Raw genomic sequence first — 22,552 nt, forward strand, 5'->3', positions numbered from 1 at the left:
GAGGTAGAAAATTGTGAGCGCAAGATAGAGCACGACTGCCAACGGTTGTATTCTCGGGGTTTCTCCGATCAGCGAACCCGGCGGGCGGGTGTACACTTTGTATGTTTGGCGAAAGGCCAGTGCGTAAATAGGGAGACCGCCTAGTACCGATAACAATGCGTTGGTAATGGAAACCGGGTTTGCACCGACGCACGCTACCATGACCAACGGTAGCCCGTACAACAACGGAAAGAGAAAGATTTGTCGCATGAAGATCTTGCGCTCTTCTGGTGATTCGAGGGATGTCGCCGCTGGAGCGGTATCGAGCACCGCTTCGCCCACGATCGGCCCAAACGCAACTAAGAGGCCAAGTCCCACTACCATAACGATGTATTGCGCCCCTAAAGGAACGTGAACCAAGCGGGCGATGACACCCGTGTCACCCCTTGTCCAAAATGGCGTTATGATGAGGTACTCGATGAACGTCGTGAGGCTGAGAACGAAAGACCATAAGAGTAAGAGATTCGGATAACTAAATCGTCGATGGTCTCGTGAATATGCCCACAAGAATAGTAGACCAGTCACGAGACTGCCCAGCGGACCAGCCGCTGCGACAAACACTTCCTGCCACGACATCGTGACCGCGTTGTATTCATTGAACACAACGATTTGCGGTGAAAGCCCAAGTGCGAGAGCCGCTAGCGCGTGACAAGCTTCATGAATGAAGGTGGTCGAGAGCATGGCTGTGGCGAATGCGAGGGCTGAGGTCAAGCCTAAAATAAGCGCGTCTTTGCTTGTGGCGGAACGTGACATCCCGGCTACTTTACATCTCAACCCTGTGCCACGCCTCTCAGATGGGCCGGCGCAACGTCGATACAGCCGGCCGTTGCGATATGGAGGATGCATGAAGAAAATTATCTTTCAGATGTCGATCTCGCTCGACGGATACTTCGAGGGACCTGACCACAATCTCGATTGGCACATCGTGGACGACGATTTCAACACCTACGCTGTGGAGACGCTCCGATCCTCAGATGTGTTGATCATGGGCCGCACCACGTACGAACTTATGGCTGGATACTGGCCCACGGTGACGGACGACGATCCCGTTGCGAAAGAGCTGAACGGAAGGCCCAAGCTCGTCTTTTCGAGGTCGTTGAAGACCGTTGACTGGAATAATTCTCGGCTTGCTTCCGGCTCGATCGCCGACGAAGTCGCACATTTGAAGAAGATTCCCGGCGATGGCCTGCTCTGGGTGGGCGGAAGCGAACTTGCGGCAGCGTTTCTCGACCAGGGCTTCATGGATGAGGTGCGATTCATCATGACACCGGTGCTGCTCGGCGCAGGGAATCCCGTCTTTGGTGACATCAAAAAGCGCCACGAGCTCAATCTTTTGTGGACGAAGAGGTTCGCGTCCGGGAACGTGGTCTTGGCATACGCGCCCACGCCGCGCTGAGAAGCGATAGAACTTCCATGTCGCTGCAAAATCGCGTTACTCCGCGCGGCGAGATCGTCGCGAGCGGTGGCCGCGGCCTCATGATGGGCAACCGCGGCATCCTGCACGACGATAACAGACGCATCGTCCGGTACTCGCAGGTCCGACGGTGGATAACGTGCCTGACAGAATACCGCGGGATACGGCGCGTCGTCATGCGACCGCACTCGTGGACCGAACTCTTTTTCCTCGACGAGGCGACGGCTTTCGCCGCCGGTCACCGGCCTTGTGCCGAATGCCGTCGACCGGACTATCGCCGGTATTGTGAACTGTGGGCGACGTGCTTCGGCGAACCTGTCGGCGCCGACATCGTCGACCGGCAACTTCACCAGGATCGGCTTGCCGGCCCGCGCACCAAACGAACGTATAAGGCGCAGCTCGCCGATCTTCCCGACGGCGCGTACATCGCCGATGTCGACCGCGCGTGGCTTCTGTGGGGCGATGCACTCTTCGCGTGGTCGCCGCTCTGGTATACAGAACGGCGCAAACGATCGGGAAATCGAGAGGTCGACGTGCTGACTCCGAGGTCCACGGTTGCTGTCTTTGCCGCGGGCTACCGGCCCGCAATCCATCCGAGCGCCGAGGAAGTTGCCCGACAATAGTTGTTTTTGCTGCCGGCCGAATAACGTGGGCGACTAGCTCGTAGAGAGCCCCGCCGGAATCCTGGACCATCCGCCAACGAGGTCCGGTCCGCCGATAACGCCAGGCGACGACGCGAGCTCATGCAGCAGTCTGTCTGGAAGTGTATCGAGGTCGCCGAGTTTCGATTGCGATAGTCCGGCGTACTCGAATTGCGGTCGCATTATTTGGAGAAGATCGACTAGCCATTTCGCCAAGTCTTTCGCATTGCCAAGGAGCATGGTCGAGGTCATTGCGGGCGCGGGCAACCCGGCCTTTTGGAAGACAGACGGAAGCGCAGGCCCCATTTCCGTGTTTGCGCCCGTTCGTAGAAACGTTTCGTGGATCAGAGACACGCTCGCGAAACACAACGGTAACTGCGAGCACCGCTTAAGAAACGCGGCCCAGGAGACTTCTTGGAAGGCGACGACCCCGCCCGGTCGCACCAAACGACAAAGCGATCGCACCACCGGAACTGGATCTTGGAGAAACATCAGGATAAAGCGGCCCACCGCAGCGTCGAACGGATCGGTGCGCGGAATCTCATTCACATCCGATTGTGTGAAGCTCACATTGCGCAAGCCTGCCTCGGCAACGCGCGCTCTTGCGCGTGCGATCGACCCGCCATCGCGTTCGATGCCGACCACGTCGCCGGTGGGTCCGACGATTCGGGAGACAAGCATGGCGACGTGCCCGGCGCCGGAGCCAAGTTCTAAAACGCGCTGGCCGTTGTCCAGGCCGGCCACGCGGAAAAACTGTTCGGTGACCGGATCGAAGCGTTCGGCCTGCCATGCGAGTCGCTCGTCTTCGGCCGGTGTGTTGCCGAGCGGGTATTCGGGCACGTCATCTGTGGACATCGCGCACACGGATACACCGGCGAGGAATGGTTGCCCTACCGATACGTGGCTGCTCTGCAATGGGCAAGCGATGCTTGCCCTACTACAGGAGCGAGTGTGCGGGGTAACGCATTGTTCGCCCCATGCTCACGGTTAGACCGACCAATTTCCCTGAAGCCAAGATCATCGTGCCGGACGTGTACGAAGACGATCGCGGGTTTTTCAAAGAGACGTATTCCAAGAAGAAATACGCCGCCATCGGCGTGACCGATGAATGGCTTCAAGACGGCGTTTCGTTGTCAGCCAAAAACGTCGTGCGGGGCATGCACCATCAACCCGGTATGGCGAAGTTGGTCAACGCGTTGGCCGGCAGCATCTACGACGTGATCGTCGACATCCGAGAAGGATCGCCCACATACAAGAAATGGCAAGGCTTCAATCTTTCCGCCGACAACCACTTGCAGCTGTACGTGCCCGATGGTTTCGCGCACGGATTCCTGGCACTGAGCGACGGCGTGGTTCTTCACTACAAGATGAGCGCTCATCACGACCCTGCCACCGAGCGCATACTGAGCTGGCGCGATCCATCGGTCGGCATCGACTGGCCGCTCACCGGAGAGCCGAGGATGTCTCGCAAAGACGCGGACGCCTAGCCGCTGAAGGCAGCTTGCTAGCCACCGCAGAAACGGCCCGGCAGCAAACGGCCGACGGTTGGTCCTAAAAGGATCGACCGCTCGCTTCTTATTTAGAGTAGGAGAGATCGCGCCGCATGGCCACCGTCCCCAAGACGACGACCGGGCTCTTCATCACACGTTCCATCGAAGCGCTGAACGTCGAGGAACACGAGGCAAGAGGGCCGGTCCTCAAGCGCGCCTTGGGTCCGTGGATGCTGATCGCCCTGGGCCTCGGCAACATGGTCGGCGCCGGCATCTTCGCGACCGTCGGCACCGGCATCCACAACTACGCCGGACCCGCGATTCTTGTTTCCTTTGCGATCTGCGCCGTCGCATCGGCCTGCGCCGGCCTGTGCTACGCCGAGTTTTCTTCGATGGTGCCGGTCGCCGGAAGTGCTTACACCTACACCTATGCGACGCTCGGCGAATTCCTGGCTTGGCTTATCGGATGGAACCTCGTCCTGGAGTACGGCATGTCTGCCGCGCCGGTCGCGACCACTTTTTCCGCCAATATCCAGATCGCGCTCAATTCGATGGGGCTTCACATGCCGCATTGGGCGAGCGGTCTGTACGACCCAGCCCACGGCACCTATTTCGACGTGATCGCGTTTCTGTGCGTCGTGGGTTTCTCGGTGCTGTTGACGCTCGGCGTCAAAGAGTCGGCCGGAACCAACTCGATCATCGTCATCGTGAAAATGGGCGTGCTCGCCTTTTTTGTCATCGTCGCCCTGCCGCATTTCGTTGGAGCCAACTTCACGCCGTTCGTGCCGCACGGCTGGTACACGCCGGGACCATCGGCTGCGTTTCCGGTGGTCGGCATCATCCCCGGCGCCTTTTACGCCTTCTTTGCGTTCATCGGGTTCGATTCGGTGACCGTCGCCGCGGAAGAAGCGAAGAATCCGCAGCGCGATGTTCCGGTCGGCGTGCTCGGGTCGCTGATCCTGGGGACAATTTTCTACACGGCAGTGGCCATTGCGTTGATCGGGCTGCAGCCGGCCTCTGCCATCAATGCTAACACCCCGTTGCCGTCGGCGCTTACCGCGGCGGGCATGGGGCAGTTCGCGTGGGTCGCCATCCTTGGCGCAGTGCTCGGCACCTCGTCCGTCGTTTTGACCGCGATCTACGGGCAGAGCCGCATCTTCATGGTGATGGCGCGTGATGGACTTCTCCCCAAAGGAGTTGCGACGATCCATCCCAAGTTCCGCACCCCCGCGCGGATGACCATGGTCATGGGAATCATCGTCGGCATCATGGCCGGGCTGTTCTCGCTCGATACCCTGCTCAGCTTCGTCAATACGGGCACGCTCAGCGCGTTTCTTCTCGTGTGTCTCGGCGTACTCGTGCTGCGCTACACGCAGCCCGGGCGGCCGCGCGGATTCAAAACGCCGTGGGTGCCGTTCATCCCAATAGTCGGAGCGCTGCTGTCCCTGGCCCTCATGGTTTGGGGAACCGATCTCTTCATCTGGATCCGCTTCGGGGCGTGGATGGTCGCCGGATTGCTCATCTACTTCTTGTACGGGTATAGCCACAGCGAGGCCCGGAAGTCGGCCCTTGCGGCGCAGAAAGCCACTCCGCCGGGGTAGCAACCCGTACTAGGGTGAGCATCGCTCACCCATTTGGGCAAGCGATGCTTGCCCTAGTACGGCTAAAATGGACGGGGCAAGCGATGCTTGCCCTAGTACGAGCGTAGAGTAAAGACGGGGCAAGCGATGCTTGCCCTAGTACGGCTAAAATGGACGGGGCAAGCGATGCTTGCCCTAGTACGAGCGAAAATAAAACGGGGCAAGCGATGCTTGCCCTAGTACGAGCGAAAATAAAACGGGGCAAGCGGAGCCGACCATAAAGGTCGGCCCCTACAAAAGTTCTCTAGGTTAGAGCGAGCGGGAGATTGCCGATGCCGAGATCGATCCGGCATCAAGCGCGACCAGATACCGCTGCACGTCGCTCACGTTGCCCTGCGCTGCTTTCGCAGTTCCGCTTAGGCGAAGGTCATCCTGGACGCGAAGATCCATCGCAACTACGCGCGCGTTCGCGCGATCGTAGTCGAAGTGCAGCGTGATATACGCTTTGCCCGTCGCATACCCGAGCGTCTCGCCCATATTCGTGACGACGGGTTCTTTCATCGGCACGCTGCCTGTGGCGACGATTGAAAAAACGCTCGTGCCGAGGATGTAGCGCGTTCCGGTGACCGAATATTTCATCTGCGGCCGAGCGGTCATACCGTATAGTTTGGTGCCGAGCTTGCCGGACCACGACGAGCCCACCGATAGCGCCGCGCCGCGATTCACCGCGCGCTCGCCGAGAAATCCCAGCGGCAATAGGAACAAGCCACCCAAGGTGCCGTGATCCCGTACGACGGTGCCGTCGCCGTTGACCAGGGTCCACCCCGTGCCGGGTTTGCTGACGGGACGGCCGGCGACGCTGGCCGTGATGGCGCCCGAGCGGTGTAGGGTAATGCCGCGGGGCGACGTCTGCCGTACGGCGATCCGCTCGCGGCCGGTGAGGGTGGTGGTTATCGCCCGCTGATCGACGGTGCGGCCCGTCGCGTCACGTCCCGAGATGCTCTGGCCGACTTCACCGTGCAAGCTGTAGTTGAAGATCTGACCGACTCGATGAGCCGATACGGCGGCCGTGGGATCGGAGGTCGAAGGGGCCACGGTCGCAGCAGAGCCGGTAAAGGGCGCGACGTCCAGATTGGCGGCAACGGGCGACCCGGTCATCAGGGTCGACATGCACACCAAGACCGGCGCAAGGGCGAATGCGATTGGCTTGTTGATCATCGATTTCTTCGGAAGGCGCGGCCGCGTCGGCGCACAAAACACGAGGGGCGGCAAAGCCGCCTGCTACTACGACTCGTTACCTAAAAACCTCAACTTTCCCTATGCGGCAGTGCCCGTGGCGGGACACGAACGGAGATGCGGTGGAGCTCGTCGTTGACGTGCGCGCTGTTGCGAAGACGTACCGAACTAAGGCGACGGAAGTTCGCGCTGTGCGCAACGCGACGTTCTCGCTGCACGCCGGCGAATTTGTGGCGCTCACGGGGCAAAGCGGATGTGGTAAGAGCACGTTGCTCAATCTGCTCGCCTGTGTCGACTCGCCGTCTTCCGGCTCTATCATCATCGAAGGTCGCGATGTGAGTGGGCTGGGAGACGACGATCTGACGCGCGTCCGCCGCGAGCGCATCGGCTACGTCTTTCAATTCTTCAATTTGATTCCGACGATGACCGTGCGCGAAAACGTCGAGCTGCCGCTGCTGCTTGCCGGCGCAGCGAGGGCAAAGGCGAACGCCGCCGTCGATGACGCGCTCGAACGAACGTCCATCGTGGATCAAGCGGCGAAGCTGCCGGCCTATCTGTCCGGCGGACAACAGCAGCGCGCTGCGATCGCGCGCGCCGTCGTCCACGCCCCAGCGCTCGTCCTGGCAGACGAGCCGACGGGCAACCTCGACTCGACGACCGGCGTCGAAATTCTCGCGCTGCTGCGCGCGTGCGCGACGCGCGGCGCAGCCGTGCTGATGGCGACGCATAGCGTCGAGGCGGCCGCAAGAGCGGATCGCCGATTGCTCATGCGCGACGGCGCGTTCGAGGCTTGATGCGCGGATTCGCCGCACTGTTCTCGGGACTCGTGTTTCGCTACGCCGCGTTGCACGCTGGCCGCGCGGCGCTGACTATTGCGAGCGTCGCGATCGGCGTCGGGTTGACCGTTGCCGTCCGGATAGCCGACGCGAGCGCGACCGAATCGTTCACCGGGTCGGCGAACACTGTCGCCGGCGGAACCGCTTTGCAGATCGTGCCGGACGCCGGCCGCATTCCCGACGACGTCCTCGCGAGCGTCCGCGTCGTCCCAGGCGTGGCGTCGGTGTCGCCGATCGTGATGGGCTCGATCGCGGTATCGGAACCTTCTGCTTGCAAATCGGCGGCTCGGTCGAAGTGTTCGACGCAAGCCGGCTTCGACTTGGTCGGCATCGATCTCGTGGCCGCCGCGGGGCTGGCAGAGTCAGGATCGGCGCCGCCGATAGATCGAAACGGGAGCGCGAAAATCTCGGCAGGCATCTTCCGGCGCGGCCGCGTCGTCTTGGGTTCTGCCTTGGCGTCGCGCTTGGGTCTAACGCTTGGCGCGCGGTTCGAAGCCGTGGCCGGCAGCCGGCCGGTGCCGCTCGTCGTGGGCGGGATCGCGGAGGATTCGATGCTGCCCGCCGGCTGGCGCGAGGTGATCTTCGCCGACATCAGCACGGCGCAAGAAACCTTTGGCCGGCACGGGCTAGACCGCATCGATGTCGTGCCGGCGCCCGGCAAGAATCCGACAGCATTGGCCGCCGATCTGCGCGCGAAAGTTCCGCCTGGACTGCGGGTGACGACACCCGACGAACGGTCTGCCGCTTTGCGCAAATTGACCGCGTCTTTTTCGTTCAACCTGCTCGCGCTCGCGGCGATCTCTCTCTTGGTCGGCGCCTTCTTGGTCTACAACGCCGTGGCGATGTCGGTCGTGCAACGGCGAGCCGAGATCGGCGTCGCGCGCGCGCTCGGCGCGTCGCGTTCGCTGATCTTCTTCGTGTTCGCTTGTGAGGGCTTGGCCGTCGGCCTCGCGGGCAGCATCGTCGGCTTATGCATTGGCAGGTTGTTGGCCGGTACAGCGCTGCACGTCGTGGGCCGTACCGTGGACGCACTGTACGTCGGCACGTCCGACACGATCATCAGTACGCCGCCCGCGATCTACTTCGAAGCGTTGGCATTCGGCGTCTTGCTCGCGCTGACCGCGGCGATCTCGCCCGCGCGTGAGGCGTCGCGCGTATCGCCGTCGACGGCCGTCCGCGTCGGCTCGTGGGAATCGGGCACGCCGCCGAACGCCGGTCCTCGATTGGTGATCGCACTATTCGCGTTTGCCGTCGCGGCGGCGTTTGTCCGTCTGCCTGCGGTGGGCGGCGAGCCCCTGTTCGGCTACGGCGCGGCCCTGCTTGTGGTTTTCGGTGGTTCGCTGCTCGGCGCACCGCTCGTCGAGTCATCCTCTCGGATCGCAGGTTCGATATCGGCGTCGTGGACGAACGCCGCTCTTCGGCTTGCGGCCGCAAATCTGCAGGGGCGCGTCCGGCGCAACGGCATCGCGGTGGCGTCGCTTGCCATCGGCGTGGCCATGACGGTCAGCGTCACGACGATGATCGCGTCGTTTCGAACGAGCGTGGTCCAATGGATCGGCCAAACCGCGCGCGGTGATCTCTACGTTCGTCCTGCAGGCGCCGTGAACGCCGACGACGCGCCGATGCCGAGCGTACTCGCGTCGCGCGTGGCGCACGTTGCGGGAGTCACGGCAGTGTCAACCGTTCGCGCGCGCTTGGCTGACATCGGCGGCCGCCTTGCGTACGTCGGCGCCATCGACGCCGACCAAGCCGCGCGCTTTGAGTCGTGGTCGATGTTGGGTCCCTCGAATACGGCCCAGACTCTTCACAGCTTGGTCGGCGCGCGGCGCGTGATCGTCTCCGAACCGTTCGCGTCGAAATTCGACGTCAGGTCCGGCGACGTGATTTTGCTTCCTGGCGCGCACGGCCCCATCGCCTTCACGGTGGCGAACGTCTTTCGCGACTATTCGAGCGAGATCGGCTACGCGTTCATGGATGCCGGGGAATACCGCGAACTGATCGGAGAGCCAGGCATCGACGGGATGGCGGTGTTCGCCGCAAAGGGCACCGACCCGGCGGTGCTGCGCGCGTCGGTCGAGCGGTCGCTTGCCGGCCAGCGCGTGGTCGTCGAATCCAGCGCCGAGCTTCGCGCGAGCGCGCTCGCGCAATTCGACCGGACCTTCGCAGTCACGTACGCGCTCGACGGCATCGTCTTGACCGTCGCTCTCTTGGGGATTGTGGCCACGCTGTCGGCGCAAGTGATCGAACGGCGTCAAGAGATCGGCGTCTTGCGCTGCATCGGCCTTTTGCGGCGCGACGTGATCACGATGGTGATCGGCGAGGCCGCGTGGCTCGGGGTCCTCGGATCGCTGCTCGGCATCGCGGCGGGCTATGCGGTCGCGTGGATTCTGGTCTTCGTCGTCAACAAGCAGGCCTTCGGGTGGACCATCGATTTCGGTCTGTCGCCGTTGAGCGATTTCCGGCTCGCGTTGGCGGTCGTCGCGACCTCCGCTGCCGCCGGATTCTTGCCGGCGGTACACGCGGCGAGCGTGCCGCCGGGCGAGGCGATTCGCGCAGAATGAATATCGTGCTTGCCGCCGCCGCCGCCGCCGCCGTCACGTGGCAGCCGGCGTTGCCCGGGTATACGTTTCACTTTCCGGCCGACTTCGGAGCGCATGAGTCGTCGCGCGACGAATGGTGGTACTACACCGGCAATCTTCGAGACGCGCGCGGGCATCGGTACGGCTTCGAGCTGACATTTTTCCGGGTGGGCATCCAACCGCACTTGGCGGGCGGTTCACCATGGGATATCGACGATCTGTACTTCGCGCATTTCGCGGCGGCCGACGCGGCGAGCGGCGCCTACTATCACGTTGACCGGACTGGGCGCGCGGCACTGCACGCGGCCGGCGCGACAACAGGCGACGAACGCGTCTGGCTGGGCAAGTGGTCGGCTCGGCGAACGGCGGCCGGCAAGCACGTGCTCCAAGCTCGGGCCGACGATTTCGCGCTTGACCTCACGCTCTCGCCACGCAAGCCGGTCGTGCTCAACGGACGCGATGGGGTGAGCCGGAAGGGCTCATGCCGCGGCTGTGCGTCGCACTACTACTCGTTCACCGATCTCACGGCGCGCGGCATGCTTTCGTTGCCTTCGGGGAACGTCGCCGTGACCGGCGGCGCGTGGAACGATCACGAATGGGGATCCGCCGCTCTCGAGCCCGGTGTGGTCGGCTGGGATTGGTTCTCGGTACAGCTCGACGACGGCCGCGAGCTGATGTTATATCTGCTTCGGCGCGCCGACGGCAGCGCGATTCCCCAGAGCAGCGGCACGTTGGTGGATGGCCAGGGTCGTGCGGTCTATCTCCCGCTCGCGAAGTTTTCCGTGGCGCCGCTTGGCGCATGGACGAGCCCGCACAGCCGGGCGCGCTACCCCGCAGGCTGGCTCGTGCGACTCCCTGCGTACCGCGCCGAACTCACCATCTCGCCGCTGCTCGCAGATCAAGAATTCGACGCCAGCCATTCGACCGGCGGTCACTATTGGGAGGGCGCCTGCTCGGTGACCGGCAGCTTTGGGGGAAAACACGTCGCCGGACAAGGTTATACGGAGCTCACGGGCTATGCTCCTAAATAGTACAATGATGCATGGTGTCCCAACGCGAAACGCGCACACGTGACGATGACGGTTTCACGCGCGGCGATTCTGCTCGCGTTGTTCGCTGCGGTCGGATGCGGCCCGCGAGCCGTCTCCACACCGACCTCCACGCCGACCCCGATCCCGTTCGCGACCGGCGACTATCCGGAGTATGGCTATGCGCCCGACCTGTCGTGGCTTGCAGGACGGATCGGCATCGCGATGCGCGGCAGCATCTGCCCCTACGTCATCATCGGCACGCACCAGGGTGTGCCGTGGGGTGGAAAGTTCGCGCTGCGCGGCGCGTCCGGCATGCTGGATGGTTTGCATTCGGGCGCTACCGTCGTCGTCCACGGCACCGTCGCGAAGGCGCAGCCGCGCGATTGTGGATTGCCGGCCTTCAACGTTTCATCGGTCGAGCTGCACTAAGAGAATGAGGCGATGACCCCAAACGCCGACATCCTGCTCTTCACGTACGCGCTGGTTGTGGTCGGGCTGACCACCGGCGCGCAGATGATCTACGCGGGCAACCGGGACCGGGCGATGTATTTTTCGGGGCGCGATAAGCCACCGGTGACGCCGCCCTCGCTGCGGCAAGCGGGCATCATCTTCAGCGTCGTCGGGGTCGCGATGTTTGCCGCGATGGTCGTCGAGATACTCTCAGGCGCGGCCGGCACGAATATCGTGGCGTTCATCGCCGCGACAATCATCATTCCACCCGTCGTCGTTTGGTACAACTCGAAGACTATGTAGGAGGGCAAGCATCGCTTGCCCTAATTTTTTTTTGGGCGAGCGATGCTCGCCCTAGTACGACTGCCCCTACGGAATGAAACTAAAGGCGGCCGAGGAGAATTTGCGGCACGATGCCGAGCAGCAGCACTCCGGCTGCACCGACTCCCACCGCGATCCACGATTGCAGCGCGTTGCCCTTCGACTCGACGAGATCGCTGTCGACCGGCGCGAACATCTGCCAGATGACCTTGAAGTAGACGTAGAACGAAACGATCGTGCCCGCGATCAACGCGGCTGCCATGGCTACGCCCCAAGGCCCGGTCCCCACGGCCTGACCCAGCAACAACACTTTGCCGATGAATCCGGCCGTCGCCGGAATCCCCGCTAGAGATAGGAAGAACAACATCATCAACGCCGCTGGGATCGGCCGGCGGAAGAAGAGGCCCTGATAGGCTGCGAGGTCGGCGTGGTGTTCGTCGCCATCGCCGATCAGCGCGACGACGGCAAACGCGCCAAGATTCATGAAGGCATATGCCGCCAGATAGAAGACCAGCGTCGCCACGCCGTTGCGGCCGACTCCGGCGAGTGCGAGGACCAGATACCCCGCCTGCGCGATTCCGGAGAATGCCAAAAGCCTTTTGAGGTTGGTCTGCCGGATCGCGCCGAGATTGCCGACGATCATCGACAACACCGCGAGGGCCCACAGCGGCACGAGCGCGCTCGAATCGTGGACGAAGACGACGTACGCGAAACGCGCGAGCACGGCGAATGCGGCCGCCTTGACTGCGACGGCCATGTACGCGGTCACCGCAAGCGGCGAGCCTTCGTAGACGTCGGGCGTCCAAAGGTGGAACGGCGCCAGGGCGAGCTTGAACGCAATGCCGACGAGGAACAGCGCGAAACCGGCGATGAAAAGCGGATCGCTGCCGGCTGCCGCTTGTGAGATGTTCACGAGCGATATGCTGCCGCCGGCGCCATACAGCAGCGCCATGCCGAAAATGAGGAATCCGGACGCGAACGACCCCAACAGGACGTACTTGAGCGCCGCCTCGGCCGAGGATCGGCGCGGGAATCCAGTGCCCGCGAGCGCGTAGAGCGCGAGCGACAATGCTTCGATGCCGATGAAAATGCCGATGAGATTGGTCGCTCCGGCCATGATCGCGCCGCCGACCGTGCAGAAGATCAACAGCGTCGCGTACGCGCCGGGGTTGCCGCCGTCTTCGGCTTTCGAAAGCGATGAGAGCAAGAACGTCACGGCCAGCGTGAGGAGCAGCAGCGCGTCGAATGGCCAGGAAAAGCCGTCCGATGAATACGCGCCGCCAAACGTGGAGACGGTCTGACCGGCGAGCGGCAACGAAACCAGGAACGAGGCCAGCGATCCAAGCGCGCCGATGCCGTATAGAAGCGGGCGCGGAGCCGCATTGCTCGCAAGATCCACGATAAGCACGAGCAACCCAGTTGCCACCAGCACCGTCAACGGCGCGATCACTGCCCAGTCGATGGCGGCCGTCTGGATCATGCGCGGTGCCCCTGCGAAGAATCGGCGGCGGCGGCGGGCGGAGATTCCGTCACTGCGTTAGGGGCTCGATCCGTGAGCCAGCCCGGCCAGACGCCTAAGAAGACGATGGCGGCGAGCAGCGGCGCCACGAGCAACAACTCGCGCGGGCGGAGGTCGCCATAACTGCGGGCGTCCGGCAAGCGCTCCGGTCCATGCATCGCGGCCTGGAACAGCCGCAAGGTATAGGCGCTCGCCAAGACGATGGCGATCAGCGAAACGGCCGTGACGACCGGTTGCGTCTGCCAGGAACCGATAAGGATGAGGAACTCGCCGGCAAAGCCCGACAAGCCGGGAAGCCCCAACAGTGCCATCGCCGCTATCAGCATCACCGCTTGCAATCGCGGCGCGTGCGCGGCGAGGCCGCCGAACGCGTCGAGGTCGCGCGTCCCCGAGCGTTCTTCGACGAAGCCGGCGACGAGGAAGACCGCCGCCGAAATCAATCCGTGACTGACGATCATCACGAGACTCGCGCCGACCGACGTCACGTCGAACGCGAAGAGCGCGAGCAGCACAAAGCCGAGGTGAGAGAGCGACGAGTAGGCTACGAGAGTCTTCATGTCGCGCTGGCCGAGCGAAGTGAACGCTCCGTAGACGATGCTGATGACGGCCAAGACGAGCAGCACCGGCGCCCACACGTGCGCGGCGTTGGGGAACAACGGCAGCGCGAAGACGAGGAATCCGTACAGACCAGCCTTGCTCTGTATGCCTGCGACCATCGCGACGAGCGGCGGCGGTGAATTCGTATACGTAGGCGGCATCCACGCGTGGAACGGAAAGGCCGGCGTCTTGATGAGGAACGCCAATGCGAACGCGACGAACAGCCAGCCTTCTACCGGACCGAAGGCGTAGCTGTGCCCCAACACCTCGAACGTGCCCGTGTGGATGACCACGCCGACCAATCCGAGCAGCAACACCAGTCCGCCGGCGCCGTTGTAGATGAGATAACTCCAGGCCGCCCTTCGCGCGTCGGCCGAACCGGCGTAGCCGACGAGCAGCAAGAACACCGGAATCAGCATGAGATCCCAGTAGACGTAGAACAGCAGCAGGTCGCCGGCGGTGAAAAGTCCGAGCAGCGTGGTCTCAAAGATTAAAAGCAAGCACAAGAATCCGCGCAGCCGCCGGGCATCGGCGTAGCTGAACGCGGCCCAGACGGCTGCAACCGACACGAGCGTGGTCAACAGGACGAAGAATAGGCTAAGGCCATCGACGCGGACGTGGTATGCCGCCGTCCACGCGCCGGAGATCCAGGGCAGCGATTGCTCGAGGACCTGGCCCCGGCCGACGGCCAGGAGCCCGAGGCTCAGGACAAACGTGGCGACGGCGCCGAGCAGCGCCACACCTTTGAGCGCGCTAGTGGCGCCGCGCGGAACGATGAGCAACGCCACGGCGGTGACGAGCGGCAGGAAGACGACGTAGTCGATCATCATCGCGCGATCGCCGCCTCAGACGACTGGCCTGCGTGTATGACAAAAGCGTAGTACGCGAGCAGTAGCACGACGCCGATCGCTATCGTCAGGCCGTAGCGGCGCAGCTGGCCCGATTCCCACCAGCGGGCGGCATCGCCCAGCGAGGTCGTCGCACCGGTCAACGCGCGAGGAATGCCGCTGATGACAGCAGGCTCGAAGAACTTGGCGCAAAAAGCAGCGAGCGCATACGCAGGCACTTCAACAACCACGTGATAGACGGCGTCCAAATAGTAGGCGTTGAGCAACAGCTCTCGTGGGCCGGCCAACACGCGCTTGAAATCATCGCGCAGACTCGGCCGGACGACATAGAGCGCGTACGCGGACGCGATGCCGGCGACCGCAAGCAAGAACATGCCGGCGGCGAGGGGCCAGTTCAATTCGGCGATGCTCGGCGCGCGGCCGGTGCCGGCAAGACCGTAGAGCGACAGCTTGCCGAACGATCCGCCGAGGAACGCAGCAAGCGGCGATGCGAAAAAACCGCCGATGGCTGCCATAGCGGCCAGCACCATAACCGGCACGTTCATGGTGAACACTTGGTCGGCGTGCGGTTCGTGCTCGCCGCGATACGTGCCGGCGAAAGTGAGGAACAGCAGCCGGAACATGTAGAAGGCGGTGAGCAGCGCGGCCACGATGAGAAGCCCAGTCAGGACGGGTTGGTGCAGCGCTAACCCCGCGTCGATGATGGAATCCTTCGAGAAGAAGCCGGCGAACGGCGGAACGCCGGAAATGGCCACGGTCCCGATGGCGAACGTCCAGAACGCGAGCGGCATCTTCTTCGCCAAGCCGCCCATCTTGCGGATGTCTTGTTCGCCGCCCAAGTTGTGGATGACGATGCCGGCTGCCAAGAAGAGAAGCGCCTTGAAGAACGCGTGCGTGAGGAAATGAAATGTGCCTGCCGCGTACGCGCCGGCCCCGACGGCGAAGATCATATAGCCGATCTGGCTCATCGTGGAATACGCGAGCACGCGTTTGATGTCGTACTGCACGCACCCGATGGTGGCGGCGAACAGCGCCGATACCGCGCCGACGATGGCGACGGTTTCCGCCGCGGCCGGAGCGTGATCGTAGATGGGATAACAGCGCGCCACGAGGTAGACGCCCGCCGTCACCATGGTGGCCGCGTGAATGAGGGCGCTCACCGGAGTCGGGCCTTCCATCGCGTCGGGCAGCCACGTGTGCAACGGCAATTGCGCGGACTTGGCTACCGCGCCCACGAGAAGCCAGATGCCGATCCACGTCAACGCCGGCGCGCCGATGACTGCAACCCGCGAGAACACACCGTCAAACGAAACGCTGCCCGCGTGCGCGAACATCAAGAACATCGCGATCATGATGCCGACGTCGCCGATGACGTTCATGATTAGCGCTTTGCGCGCTGCGAGCACCGCGACCGGGCGGTCGTAATAAAATCCGATCAGCAAGTACGACGCGAGTCCGACGCCGCCCCAGCCGACGAGCAGCCACAAAAAGTTGTCGGACATCACGAGCAGCAGCATCGTGAAGACGAAGAGGTTCATGTAGGCGAAAAACGTGCGGTAGTCGCGGTCGTGAGCCATGTAGCCGGCCGAATAGAGGTGGATGAGGAATCCGACGCCGGTGATGACGAGCATCCACGTGAGCGCGAGGGGATCGACGAGCAATCCAAACGGAATCGAAAGCGGGCCGATGTGCGCCCAGGTCCCAAGCGTGGTGTGAAGAGCCTGCGCATTCGCCGGCTGATTACCGAGCGTCCATGCCACGATCTTGGTGAGGGCGAACGCGACGAGCATCACCGAATTGCCAATGATCGCCGACGCCGCGCGGGGCATGTAGGGTCCGACGAGCGCGATGAGCACCGCGCCCAGGAGAGGCAGAAACAGGATCGTCAGCGAGAGAGCGGTGAGGGTATCCATCAGCCTCTCATCACCGAGATGTCATCCACGTCGACCTCAGCGCGATGCCGGAACACCATGACGACGATGGCGAGCGCGATCGCCGCTTCAGCCGCCGCGACCGTGATGACGATGAAGACGAAGATCTGGCCGGACATGTCGCCGAAATTGCGGGCGAATGCGGCGAAGGCCAGGTTTCCGGCATTCCACATCAGCTCGACCGACATCAACATGGTGATCGGATTGCGGCGCACCAGAAAACCGACGAGCCCGATGACGAACAGCACCGCCGCAAGGGTGAGGTAGTCGGTGAGCGGGACCTGCGGCATTTTAGAATCGCACCTCTTTGCGTCCGGCCATCAGCACGACGCCGATGATGGCCACGAGCAATATGACGGCCGTCGCTTCGAACGCGAACAAGTGCGTCGTGAGCAACTCCTGGCCGAACGACGGCACGGTGCCGAAGTCGGCCGGCGGAGAGGCGGCCGACGCAGCCCACGCCGCGCGGACGCCGATCGCCATGAGGGCGAGCGCCGCGATGCCGGATAGGATCGAAGGCACGGTTTGGAACGCAAGCCGGCCCTCGCCGCGGTCGACCGGTTGATTGCCGATGGTCAACAGCGCGATGACGAAAAGAAAGAGCACCAGGATCGCGCCTGCGTAGATGATGATCTGCATCATCGCGAGGAACTCGGCCGAAAGCGTGAGGAAAAGCACGGCGAGTGCCGCGAAATTCACGATGAGGCCCACGACCGAGTGGACCGGCTGTCTGCTCGACACCACCGCGATGGCGGTGAAGACCAGCACCGCCGCACAGACCCAGTAAAGCACAAGCATTAAGCTGCTCCGCCGTCCGGCGCGGAAGGCTGGACCGGTGCCGGCGTCACGCCGGGGTCGGTCTGAACGGCGGACTCCGTGTTCGCCATGTGCTGTATGAACTGGTCCTTCACCAACAGCTTGTCCTTGCCGAAGATCAGCCGCTCGCGCGTGTAATCGGCGATGTCGAAGCGTGGCGTCAACACGATGGCGTCGGTCGGACACGCCTCCTCGCACCACCCGCAGAAGATGCAGCGGAGCATGTCGATCTCGTAGCGGTAGCCATATCGTTCGCCGGGTGACGTCGGGTTGGCAGGATCGTTCTCTGCTCCGATGACCGTGATGGCGTTGGCGGGGCAGGCGACCGCGCACAATTCACACCCGATGCAGCGCTCGAGTCCGTCGTCGTATTTGCGCAATTCGTGCACGCCGCGAAAGCGCTCCGGGTGCGGGTATGGTTCGCGCGGGTAGTCGATGGTCGACTTTTTCTTGAACAGATACTTGAGCGTGGTCGCGTGCCCGGTCACGATTCCCCGCACCGCATCGAAGAAATTCATGCGTTACCTTTCCACAGCGCGACGATGGTGGCCGTCACCAACACGTTCAGCACCGCGACAGGCAGCAGCACCTTCCACCCGAACGCCATGAGACGGTCGTAGCGAAGGCGCGGCAGGGTGGCGCGCATCCAGATGAGGACGAATAAGAAGAAGCAGACTTTCAACACGAACCAGACGACGGACAGATACGGCAGCGACGTCAAGAACGGGCCATCCCCGCCTCCGAGAAACAACAGCGTGGCGATGCACGAGACCGTGATCATGTTGATGTATTCCGCGACGAAGAACGTGCCGAACCGGAGGCTCGAATACTCCGTGTGAAATCCGGCCACAAGCTCGGTCTCGGCCTCGGGCAAGTCGAACGGCGCGCGATTGGTCTCCGCGGTTGCGGTGACGAAGTAGATGAGAAAGCCGACGAACTGAGGGATGACGTACCACAAGTGATGTGCCGACTGCGCCGCCGTGATGCCGTTAAGATTGGTCGTACCCGCAAGCAGCAGCACGCCGATTATGGAGAGGCCCATCGCAAGCTCGTACGAGATCATCTGGGCGGTGGAGCGAATGGCGCCCAGCAGCGGCCATTTCGATTGCGATGCCCAGCCTCCAAGCGCGATGCCGTAGACACCGAGCGACGCCGCGGCCAACACGAAGAGTATGCCGACGTTCAGGTCCGCGATGGCGATCGGGCTGCCATCGGGGAACGTGCCGAACGGAATCACCGCGTACGCGAGTACGGCCGTCAAGACTCCGATCGCCGGCGCGAAGCGGTAAAGCAGCGGATCGGCGTCTGCCGGTGTGAGATCTTCCTTTAAGACGAGCTTGACGGCATCCGCCGCCGGCTGGAGCAGACCCCACGGGCCGCACCAGATCGGGCCGAGCCGCATCTGGAACCACGCCAAGATCTTGCGCTCGAACAGCATGAGGTACGCGAATGACGTGATGACGATGAAGATGAGCACGCCGGATTTTATCGCGACGACGATCGCGAACTTGGTCCACGGATCCGCCAGGAGACCGGTCATGCGCTCGCCTGCGCTTCCACGCCTGAGCCGGCAGCGGTCACGCGCCCGAATCCGGATTCGTCGAGCAGCTTGTTGACGGGCGCCTCGGGCATCCCGGCGAGCACGAGCACGAAACCTTGCCGCACATCGTGCGCGATGCGCGTCGCCACGTCGATCGAACCGCCCTTGCCCGTCAGCGTGACGCGATCGCCGTCGGCGACGCCGACGCGGCTTGCGTCGGAGGGATGAAACACCGCATAGGGAGCGGGCCGCATACCCGCGGTTCCAGGGTCGAACGCGACGCCGCCGCCGCCGGCGTAGAGATGCGGAACCGGGATCACGGTGAATGTGCCGTCGCCGGCATTCGCCAGCGCCGGCGGTGTGTCGGCCGATGGGCGCGCAAGCCCAGCGCCATGCACGTGCGCGGAGTGCGCGGCGGTCTCGGCTTGGCCCAACTGGGCGAATAGCACATCCGGGTCGGCGCTCAGCGCGTCGCCGCGGCCGATAGCGCCGGCGAGCGCTGCGATGAGTTGGGCGTCGTCGCGCACTTGGATGGGCGGATCGATGGCGGCGGCGAACGCTTGGCGGCGTCCTTCGAGATTGGTGACGTGGCCGCGCTTTTCGGCGAACGACGCCGCCGCGAATACGACGTCGGCGTAGGCCGCCGTTTCCGTCATGACTTGATCGGCGACTGCGAGGAACGGAATCTTTTCGAACGCGCGGCGCGCGAGATCGCCGTCGGAGAACGTGAGCGCGGGATTTGCACCCACGACGAGGAGCGCGTCGAGTTTACCTTCGGCTGCCGCCGCGAGCATCTGCGATGTGGTCATCCCCGGCGCGCCGGAAGCGGCCGCGTAGCCGGGACCAAGGTTGGGCACGCAGCCTGCGGCTTCGGCGCCGCGCGCATTGCCCGTCGCTCCGACGACGAGCACGCCGACCGGGTGATCGTAACGGTGCAACGTCTCCATCAACCGCTCGAGCGCTTCGGCACTGCGCGGATCGTGACCGTCGTGGATAGCGACGATCTTCTCCGACGACGTCAGCTCTTTCGCGATCTCGGCGACGAAGCCGTCAGCCGGCTCTTCCTTACCATGGTGAACGACGTCGGCGAGCTTGTCAAAAAGACCGGCGATCTCGGCGGGCGGATATTCCACGTAATGGGCTTCGACCGGCAGCTCCGGCCGGTACGGTCCGACGTACACGAGCTTGGCGTGGCGGCGCGCCACCGCCCGTCGAATTCGCAGATCGAGGATGGGCGCTTGTTCCGGCGTCAGTGCGCCGAACATCAAGATCAGCGATGCGTCGTCGAGGTCGGTGAGATGCGCGCCAAACCGGGCGGGCGAAGCGAATTTCTGCGCGTGCGCCCGATGATCGATGTTGTTGGTGCCGAGAACGTCGCGTGCGAATTTCTGCAGCGCGAACGCCTCTTCGTCGGATAGTCTGCCGCCGCCGATGATGCCGACACGCCCGGCCTTCGCGGCCGCGGCGAGCCGCGGCGCCGCGAGCGCGACCGCATCGGCGAACGCGACGTCGGACCGGCCGGCGTCGTCCGTCACCGACGGCATGCGCAGACGGTCCGGCGTGTAGAGGTAGTTGAACGTGTAGCGTCCCCGGTCGCACAGCCAGCCGTCGTCGATGGCGGTGTTCTCGCGCGTGAACGTGCGCATGATGCGTCCGAAGCGAGTGTCGATGCGGAAATTGCACCCGACCGAGCATTGGGTGCACACGGAATCGGCGTGGCCGAGGTCCCAGGGCCGCGAGCGGAAACGATAGGCCTTGCTCGTCAGCGCGCCGACCGGGCAGATCTCGGTCGTGTTGCCCGAAAAGTACGAAGTGTACTCGCCGCCGTTGCGCGTCGCGATCAACGATCCGTAACCGCGATCTTCGACGATGAGGTTGCGTTCTTGCGCGATCTCGTCGTCGAAGCGCGTGCAGCGCCTGCACAAAATGCAGCGCTCTTCGTCGAGCACGATCGTGGGCCCGAGGTCGACCCTCTTGGGCTTGTGCAACTTAGGCTCGGTCAGCCGGCTTTCGCCGGGCCCGTACGACATCGTGAAATCCTGCAGATCGCACTCGCCGCCCTTGTCGCAGATCGGACAGTCCAGCGGATGGTTGAGCAAGAGGAATTCAAGCACGCCCTTGCGCGCCTCGGCCACCTTCGCCGACGACGTATGTACGACCATGCCTTCGGTCACGCGCGTCGCGCAAGCGATCTGAAGCTTCGGCATCTTCTCGATCTCGACGAGGCAGATGCGGCACAGGCCCGCCGGTTCGAGTTTGGGATGATAGCAATAGACCGGGATCTGCGTGCCCAATCGCTTGGCCGCTTCCACGACCAGCATGCCGTCGGGAACCGCAAACGTGTTGCCGTCGATCGTGACGTTGACCGTCCGCGGGTTAACGGGAGTGCCGCTCACGCCGCGCTCTCCTTACGCAGGCGCAGCGGGCAAGCCGATTGGGTCACGTGCGCCTTGAACTCGTCGGGGAAGCGCGTCATCACCGACTGCAGGAACGGCATGATCGAATCGCCGAGCGCGCAGAGATTGGTGCCGGTGATCGTCCGGTTGATGGTTCCGAGGATGCGCAGATCCTGTTCCGATCCTTCGCCGGCTTCCAGGCGCGCGACCATGCGGTGCACCCATTGCCCGCCCTCTCGGCACGGCGTGCACTGGCCGCACGATTCGTGTTCGTAAAAGCGGTTGAGCGTGACCGCCGAACGCACCATGCACGCGGTGTCGTCCATCACCACCACCGCGCCCGATCCCAGCATCGTTTTCTTAGCAGCGAGCGATTCGAAATCGATGCCGCAGTCGAGATCCTCTTCAAAGATCGCCGCCGATGATCCGCCGCCCGGCTGCACCGCTTTGATGCTCCGGCCCGGATTCAAGCCGCCAGCCCAGTCGAAGATCAATTCGCGGACCGTGATGCCCAGCGGGATCTCGTAATTGCCCGGACGCAGCACGTGACCGCTCACGGAGATAACTTTTGGCCCCGGCGACTTCTCGGTCCCGATCGCCGCAAACCACGGCGCGCCGCGCATGATGATATGCGGCACGTACATCAGGGTTTCGACGTTGTTGACGACGGTGGGCATGCTGTAGAGGCCGGCGTTCGCGGGGAACGGCGGCTTGAGCCGAGGTTCGCCGCGTTTTCCCTCGAGCGAGTTCAATTGGGCCGTCTCTTCGCCGCAGATGTACGCGCCCGCACCGCGATGCGCGACGATCTCTACCGAGTAACCGCTGCCCAAGATGTTTTGACCCACGAAGCCGGCGGCGTACGCTTCTGCCAGTGCCTTGCGGAAAGTCCTATAGCCCTGCAAGAATTCGCCGCGAATATAGATGAAGATCTGCTTGGCATTGATCGCGTAGGCGGAGATGATGAGCCCTTCGATGAGATTGAACGGCGAGTTCTCCAACAACATGCGGTCTTTGAACGTGCCCGGTTCGGCCTCGTCGGAGTTGCAGACGAGGTAGCGTGGACGGCCGTCCTTCGGGAGAAAACTCCACTTCTTGCCGGTCGGGAAGCCGGCGCCGCCGCGGCCGCGCAAATTCGAAGCGGAGATCTCGTTGACGATGGCCTCCGGCGTCATGTCGCGCATCGCTTTGGTCAACGCGTCAAAACCGCCGGTCTTGCGGTAGACCGCGAGATCGGTGAGATCGAGCGTGCCGAATCCTTTGGTCAGGACCGGTTCGAAGCTTGCCATCG

The 22,552-nt window shown here is 63.3% G+C and carries 21 protein-coding genes; 9 read left to right on the forward strand and 12 right to left on the reverse strand.

Going from position 1 to position 22,552, the window contains the following annotated elements:
• Positions 1-792 (reverse strand): M50 family metallopeptidase (locus tag VII69_06000; protein ID HEY5094643.1); only part of this gene is annotated, 792 nt, incomplete at its 3' end.
• A gap of 91 nt (positions 793-883) precedes the next feature.
• On the opposite strand from VII69_06000, the gene VII69_06005 reads away from it, so the two are divergent.
• Positions 884-1,435 carry a dihydrofolate reductase family protein gene (locus VII69_06005; GenBank protein ID HEY5094644.1) on the forward strand — a complete coding sequence of 184 codons (552 nt, stop codon included), beginning with the start codon at positions 884-886 and terminating at the stop codon, positions 1,433-1,435.
• A gap of 17 nt (positions 1,436-1,452) precedes the next feature.
• Positions 1,453-2,076 (forward strand): hypothetical protein, encoded by a 624-nt coding sequence (locus VII69_06010; GenBank protein ID HEY5094645.1) that lies wholly within the window; start codon positions 1,453-1,455, stop codon positions 2,074-2,076.
• A gap of 33 nt (positions 2,077-2,109) precedes the next feature.
• On the opposite strand, the gene VII69_06015 is transcribed toward VII69_06010, so the two are convergent.
• Complete coding sequence (locus VII69_06015; protein HEY5094646.1) at positions 2,110-2,949, reverse strand: methyltransferase domain-containing protein; 840 nt, start codon at positions 2,947-2,949, stop codon at positions 2,110-2,112.
• Positions 2,950-3,071: 122 nt separating this feature from the next.
• On the opposite strand from VII69_06015, the gene rfbC reads away from it, so the two are divergent.
• Together rfbC and VII69_06025 are read left to right on the forward strand one after the other, a co-directional pair.
• Positions 3,072-3,581, forward strand: a complete 510-nt coding sequence (rfbC, locus tag VII69_06020) for a dTDP-4-dehydrorhamnose 3,5-epimerase (protein ID HEY5094647.1) — start codon at positions 3,072-3,074, stop codon at positions 3,579-3,581.
• Positions 3,582-3,697: 116 nt separating this feature from the next.
• Positions 3,698-5,185: an amino acid permease gene (locus tag VII69_06025; protein HEY5094648.1), complete on the forward strand. Its 1,488-nt coding sequence runs from the start codon at positions 3,698-3,700 to the stop codon at positions 5,183-5,185.
• A 288-nt stretch (positions 5,186-5,473) separates the two neighbouring features.
• Here the strand turns inward: VII69_06025 and VII69_06030 are convergent, their stop codons facing one another.
• Positions 5,474-6,382: a hypothetical protein gene (locus VII69_06030; protein ID HEY5094649.1), complete on the reverse strand. Its 909-nt coding sequence runs from the start codon at positions 6,380-6,382 to the stop codon at positions 5,474-5,476.
• Positions 6,383-6,522: 140 nt separating this feature from the next.
• Here VII69_06030 and VII69_06035 point away from each other — a divergent pair, with 140 nt between their 5' ends.
• From VII69_06035 to VII69_06055, 5 genes are read left to right on the forward strand one after another with little or no spacing between them, the layout of a single operon-like run.
• Entirely contained in the window at positions 6,523-7,194 is a 672-nt protein-coding gene (locus VII69_06035; protein HEY5094650.1) for an ABC transporter ATP-binding protein, read from the forward strand.
• A complete protein-coding gene (locus VII69_06040; protein HEY5094651.1) occupies positions 7,194-9,797 on the forward strand; it encodes an FtsX-like permease family protein in 2,604 nt (867 codons plus the stop codon). Before VII69_06035 ends, VII69_06040 begins: the two co-directional genes overlap by 1 nt.
• The gene (locus tag VII69_06045; GenBank protein HEY5094652.1) at positions 9,794-10,846 is read left to right on the forward strand and encodes a lipocalin-like domain-containing protein; all 1,053 of its coding nucleotides are present in this window, start codon (positions 9,794-9,796) and stop codon (positions 10,844-10,846) included. Before VII69_06040 ends, VII69_06045 begins: the two co-directional genes overlap by 4 nt.
• A gap of 39 nt (positions 10,847-10,885) precedes the next feature.
• The gene (locus tag VII69_06050; protein HEY5094653.1) at positions 10,886-11,275 is read left to right on the forward strand and encodes a hypothetical protein; all 390 of its coding nucleotides are present in this window, start codon (positions 10,886-10,888) and stop codon (positions 11,273-11,275) included.
• 12 nt (positions 11,276-11,287) lie between these two features.
• Positions 11,288-11,599 (forward strand): hypothetical protein, encoded by a 312-nt coding sequence (locus tag VII69_06055; GenBank protein ID HEY5094654.1) that lies wholly within the window; start codon positions 11,288-11,290, stop codon positions 11,597-11,599.
• Positions 11,600-11,678: 79 nt separating this feature from the next.
• Here the strand turns inward: VII69_06055 and VII69_06060 are convergent, their stop codons facing one another.
• The 9 genes from VII69_06060 to nuoF are packed head-to-tail and all read right to left on the reverse strand — an operon-like array spanning position 11,679 to position 22,550.
• A complete protein-coding gene (locus VII69_06060) occupies positions 11,679-13,097 on the reverse strand; it encodes an NADH-quinone oxidoreductase subunit N (GenBank protein ID HEY5094655.1) in 1,419 nt (472 codons plus the stop codon).
• Positions 13,094-14,563 carry an NADH-quinone oxidoreductase subunit M gene (locus VII69_06065; GenBank protein HEY5094656.1) on the reverse strand — a complete coding sequence of 490 codons (1,470 nt, stop codon included), beginning with the start codon at positions 14,561-14,563 and terminating at the stop codon, positions 13,094-13,096. Before VII69_06065 ends, VII69_06060 begins: the two co-directional genes overlap by 4 nt.
• Positions 14,560-16,494 carry an NADH-quinone oxidoreductase subunit L gene (gene nuoL / locus VII69_06070; GenBank protein ID HEY5094657.1) on the reverse strand — a complete coding sequence of 645 codons (1,935 nt, stop codon included), beginning with the start codon at positions 16,492-16,494 and terminating at the stop codon, positions 14,560-14,562. The genes VII69_06065 and nuoL overlap by 4 nt, the downstream gene beginning before the upstream one ends.
• Entirely contained in the window at positions 16,494-16,802 is a 309-nt protein-coding gene (gene nuoK, locus VII69_06075; protein ID HEY5094658.1) for an NADH-quinone oxidoreductase subunit NuoK, read from the reverse strand. The genes nuoL and nuoK overlap by 1 nt, the downstream gene beginning before the upstream one ends.
• A 1-nt stretch (position 16,803) precedes the next feature.
• Entirely contained in the window at positions 16,804-17,310 is a 507-nt protein-coding gene (locus VII69_06080) for an NADH-quinone oxidoreductase subunit J (GenBank protein ID HEY5094659.1), read from the reverse strand.
• Positions 17,310-17,846, reverse strand: coding sequence for an NADH-quinone oxidoreductase subunit NuoI (gene nuoI / locus VII69_06085; protein ID HEY5094660.1), 537 nt, complete (start codon positions 17,844-17,846; stop codon positions 17,310-17,312). The genes VII69_06080 and nuoI overlap by 1 nt, the downstream gene beginning before the upstream one ends.
• The gene (nuoH, locus tag VII69_06090) at positions 17,843-18,868 is read right to left on the reverse strand and encodes an NADH-quinone oxidoreductase subunit NuoH (GenBank protein ID HEY5094661.1); all 1,026 of its coding nucleotides are present in this window, start codon (positions 18,866-18,868) and stop codon (positions 17,843-17,845) included. The genes nuoI and nuoH overlap by 4 nt, the downstream gene beginning before the upstream one ends.
• The gene (gene nuoG / locus VII69_06095; protein ID HEY5094662.1) at positions 18,865-21,264 is read right to left on the reverse strand and encodes an NADH-quinone oxidoreductase subunit NuoG; all 2,400 of its coding nucleotides are present in this window, start codon (positions 21,262-21,264) and stop codon (positions 18,865-18,867) included. The genes nuoH and nuoG overlap by 4 nt, the downstream gene beginning before the upstream one ends.
• Positions 21,261-22,550, reverse strand: a complete 1,290-nt coding sequence (gene nuoF, locus VII69_06100; GenBank protein HEY5094663.1) for an NADH-quinone oxidoreductase subunit NuoF — start codon at positions 22,548-22,550, stop codon at positions 21,261-21,263. The genes nuoG and nuoF overlap by 4 nt, the downstream gene beginning before the upstream one ends.
• Between the last annotated feature and the right edge of the window lie 2 nt (positions 22,551-22,552).

The sequence above is a fragment of the Candidatus Eremiobacteraceae bacterium genome (assembly GCA_036511855.1).
Taxonomy (GTDB): Bacteria; Vulcanimicrobiota; Vulcanimicrobiia; order Eremiobacterales; family Eremiobacteraceae; genus JABCYQ01.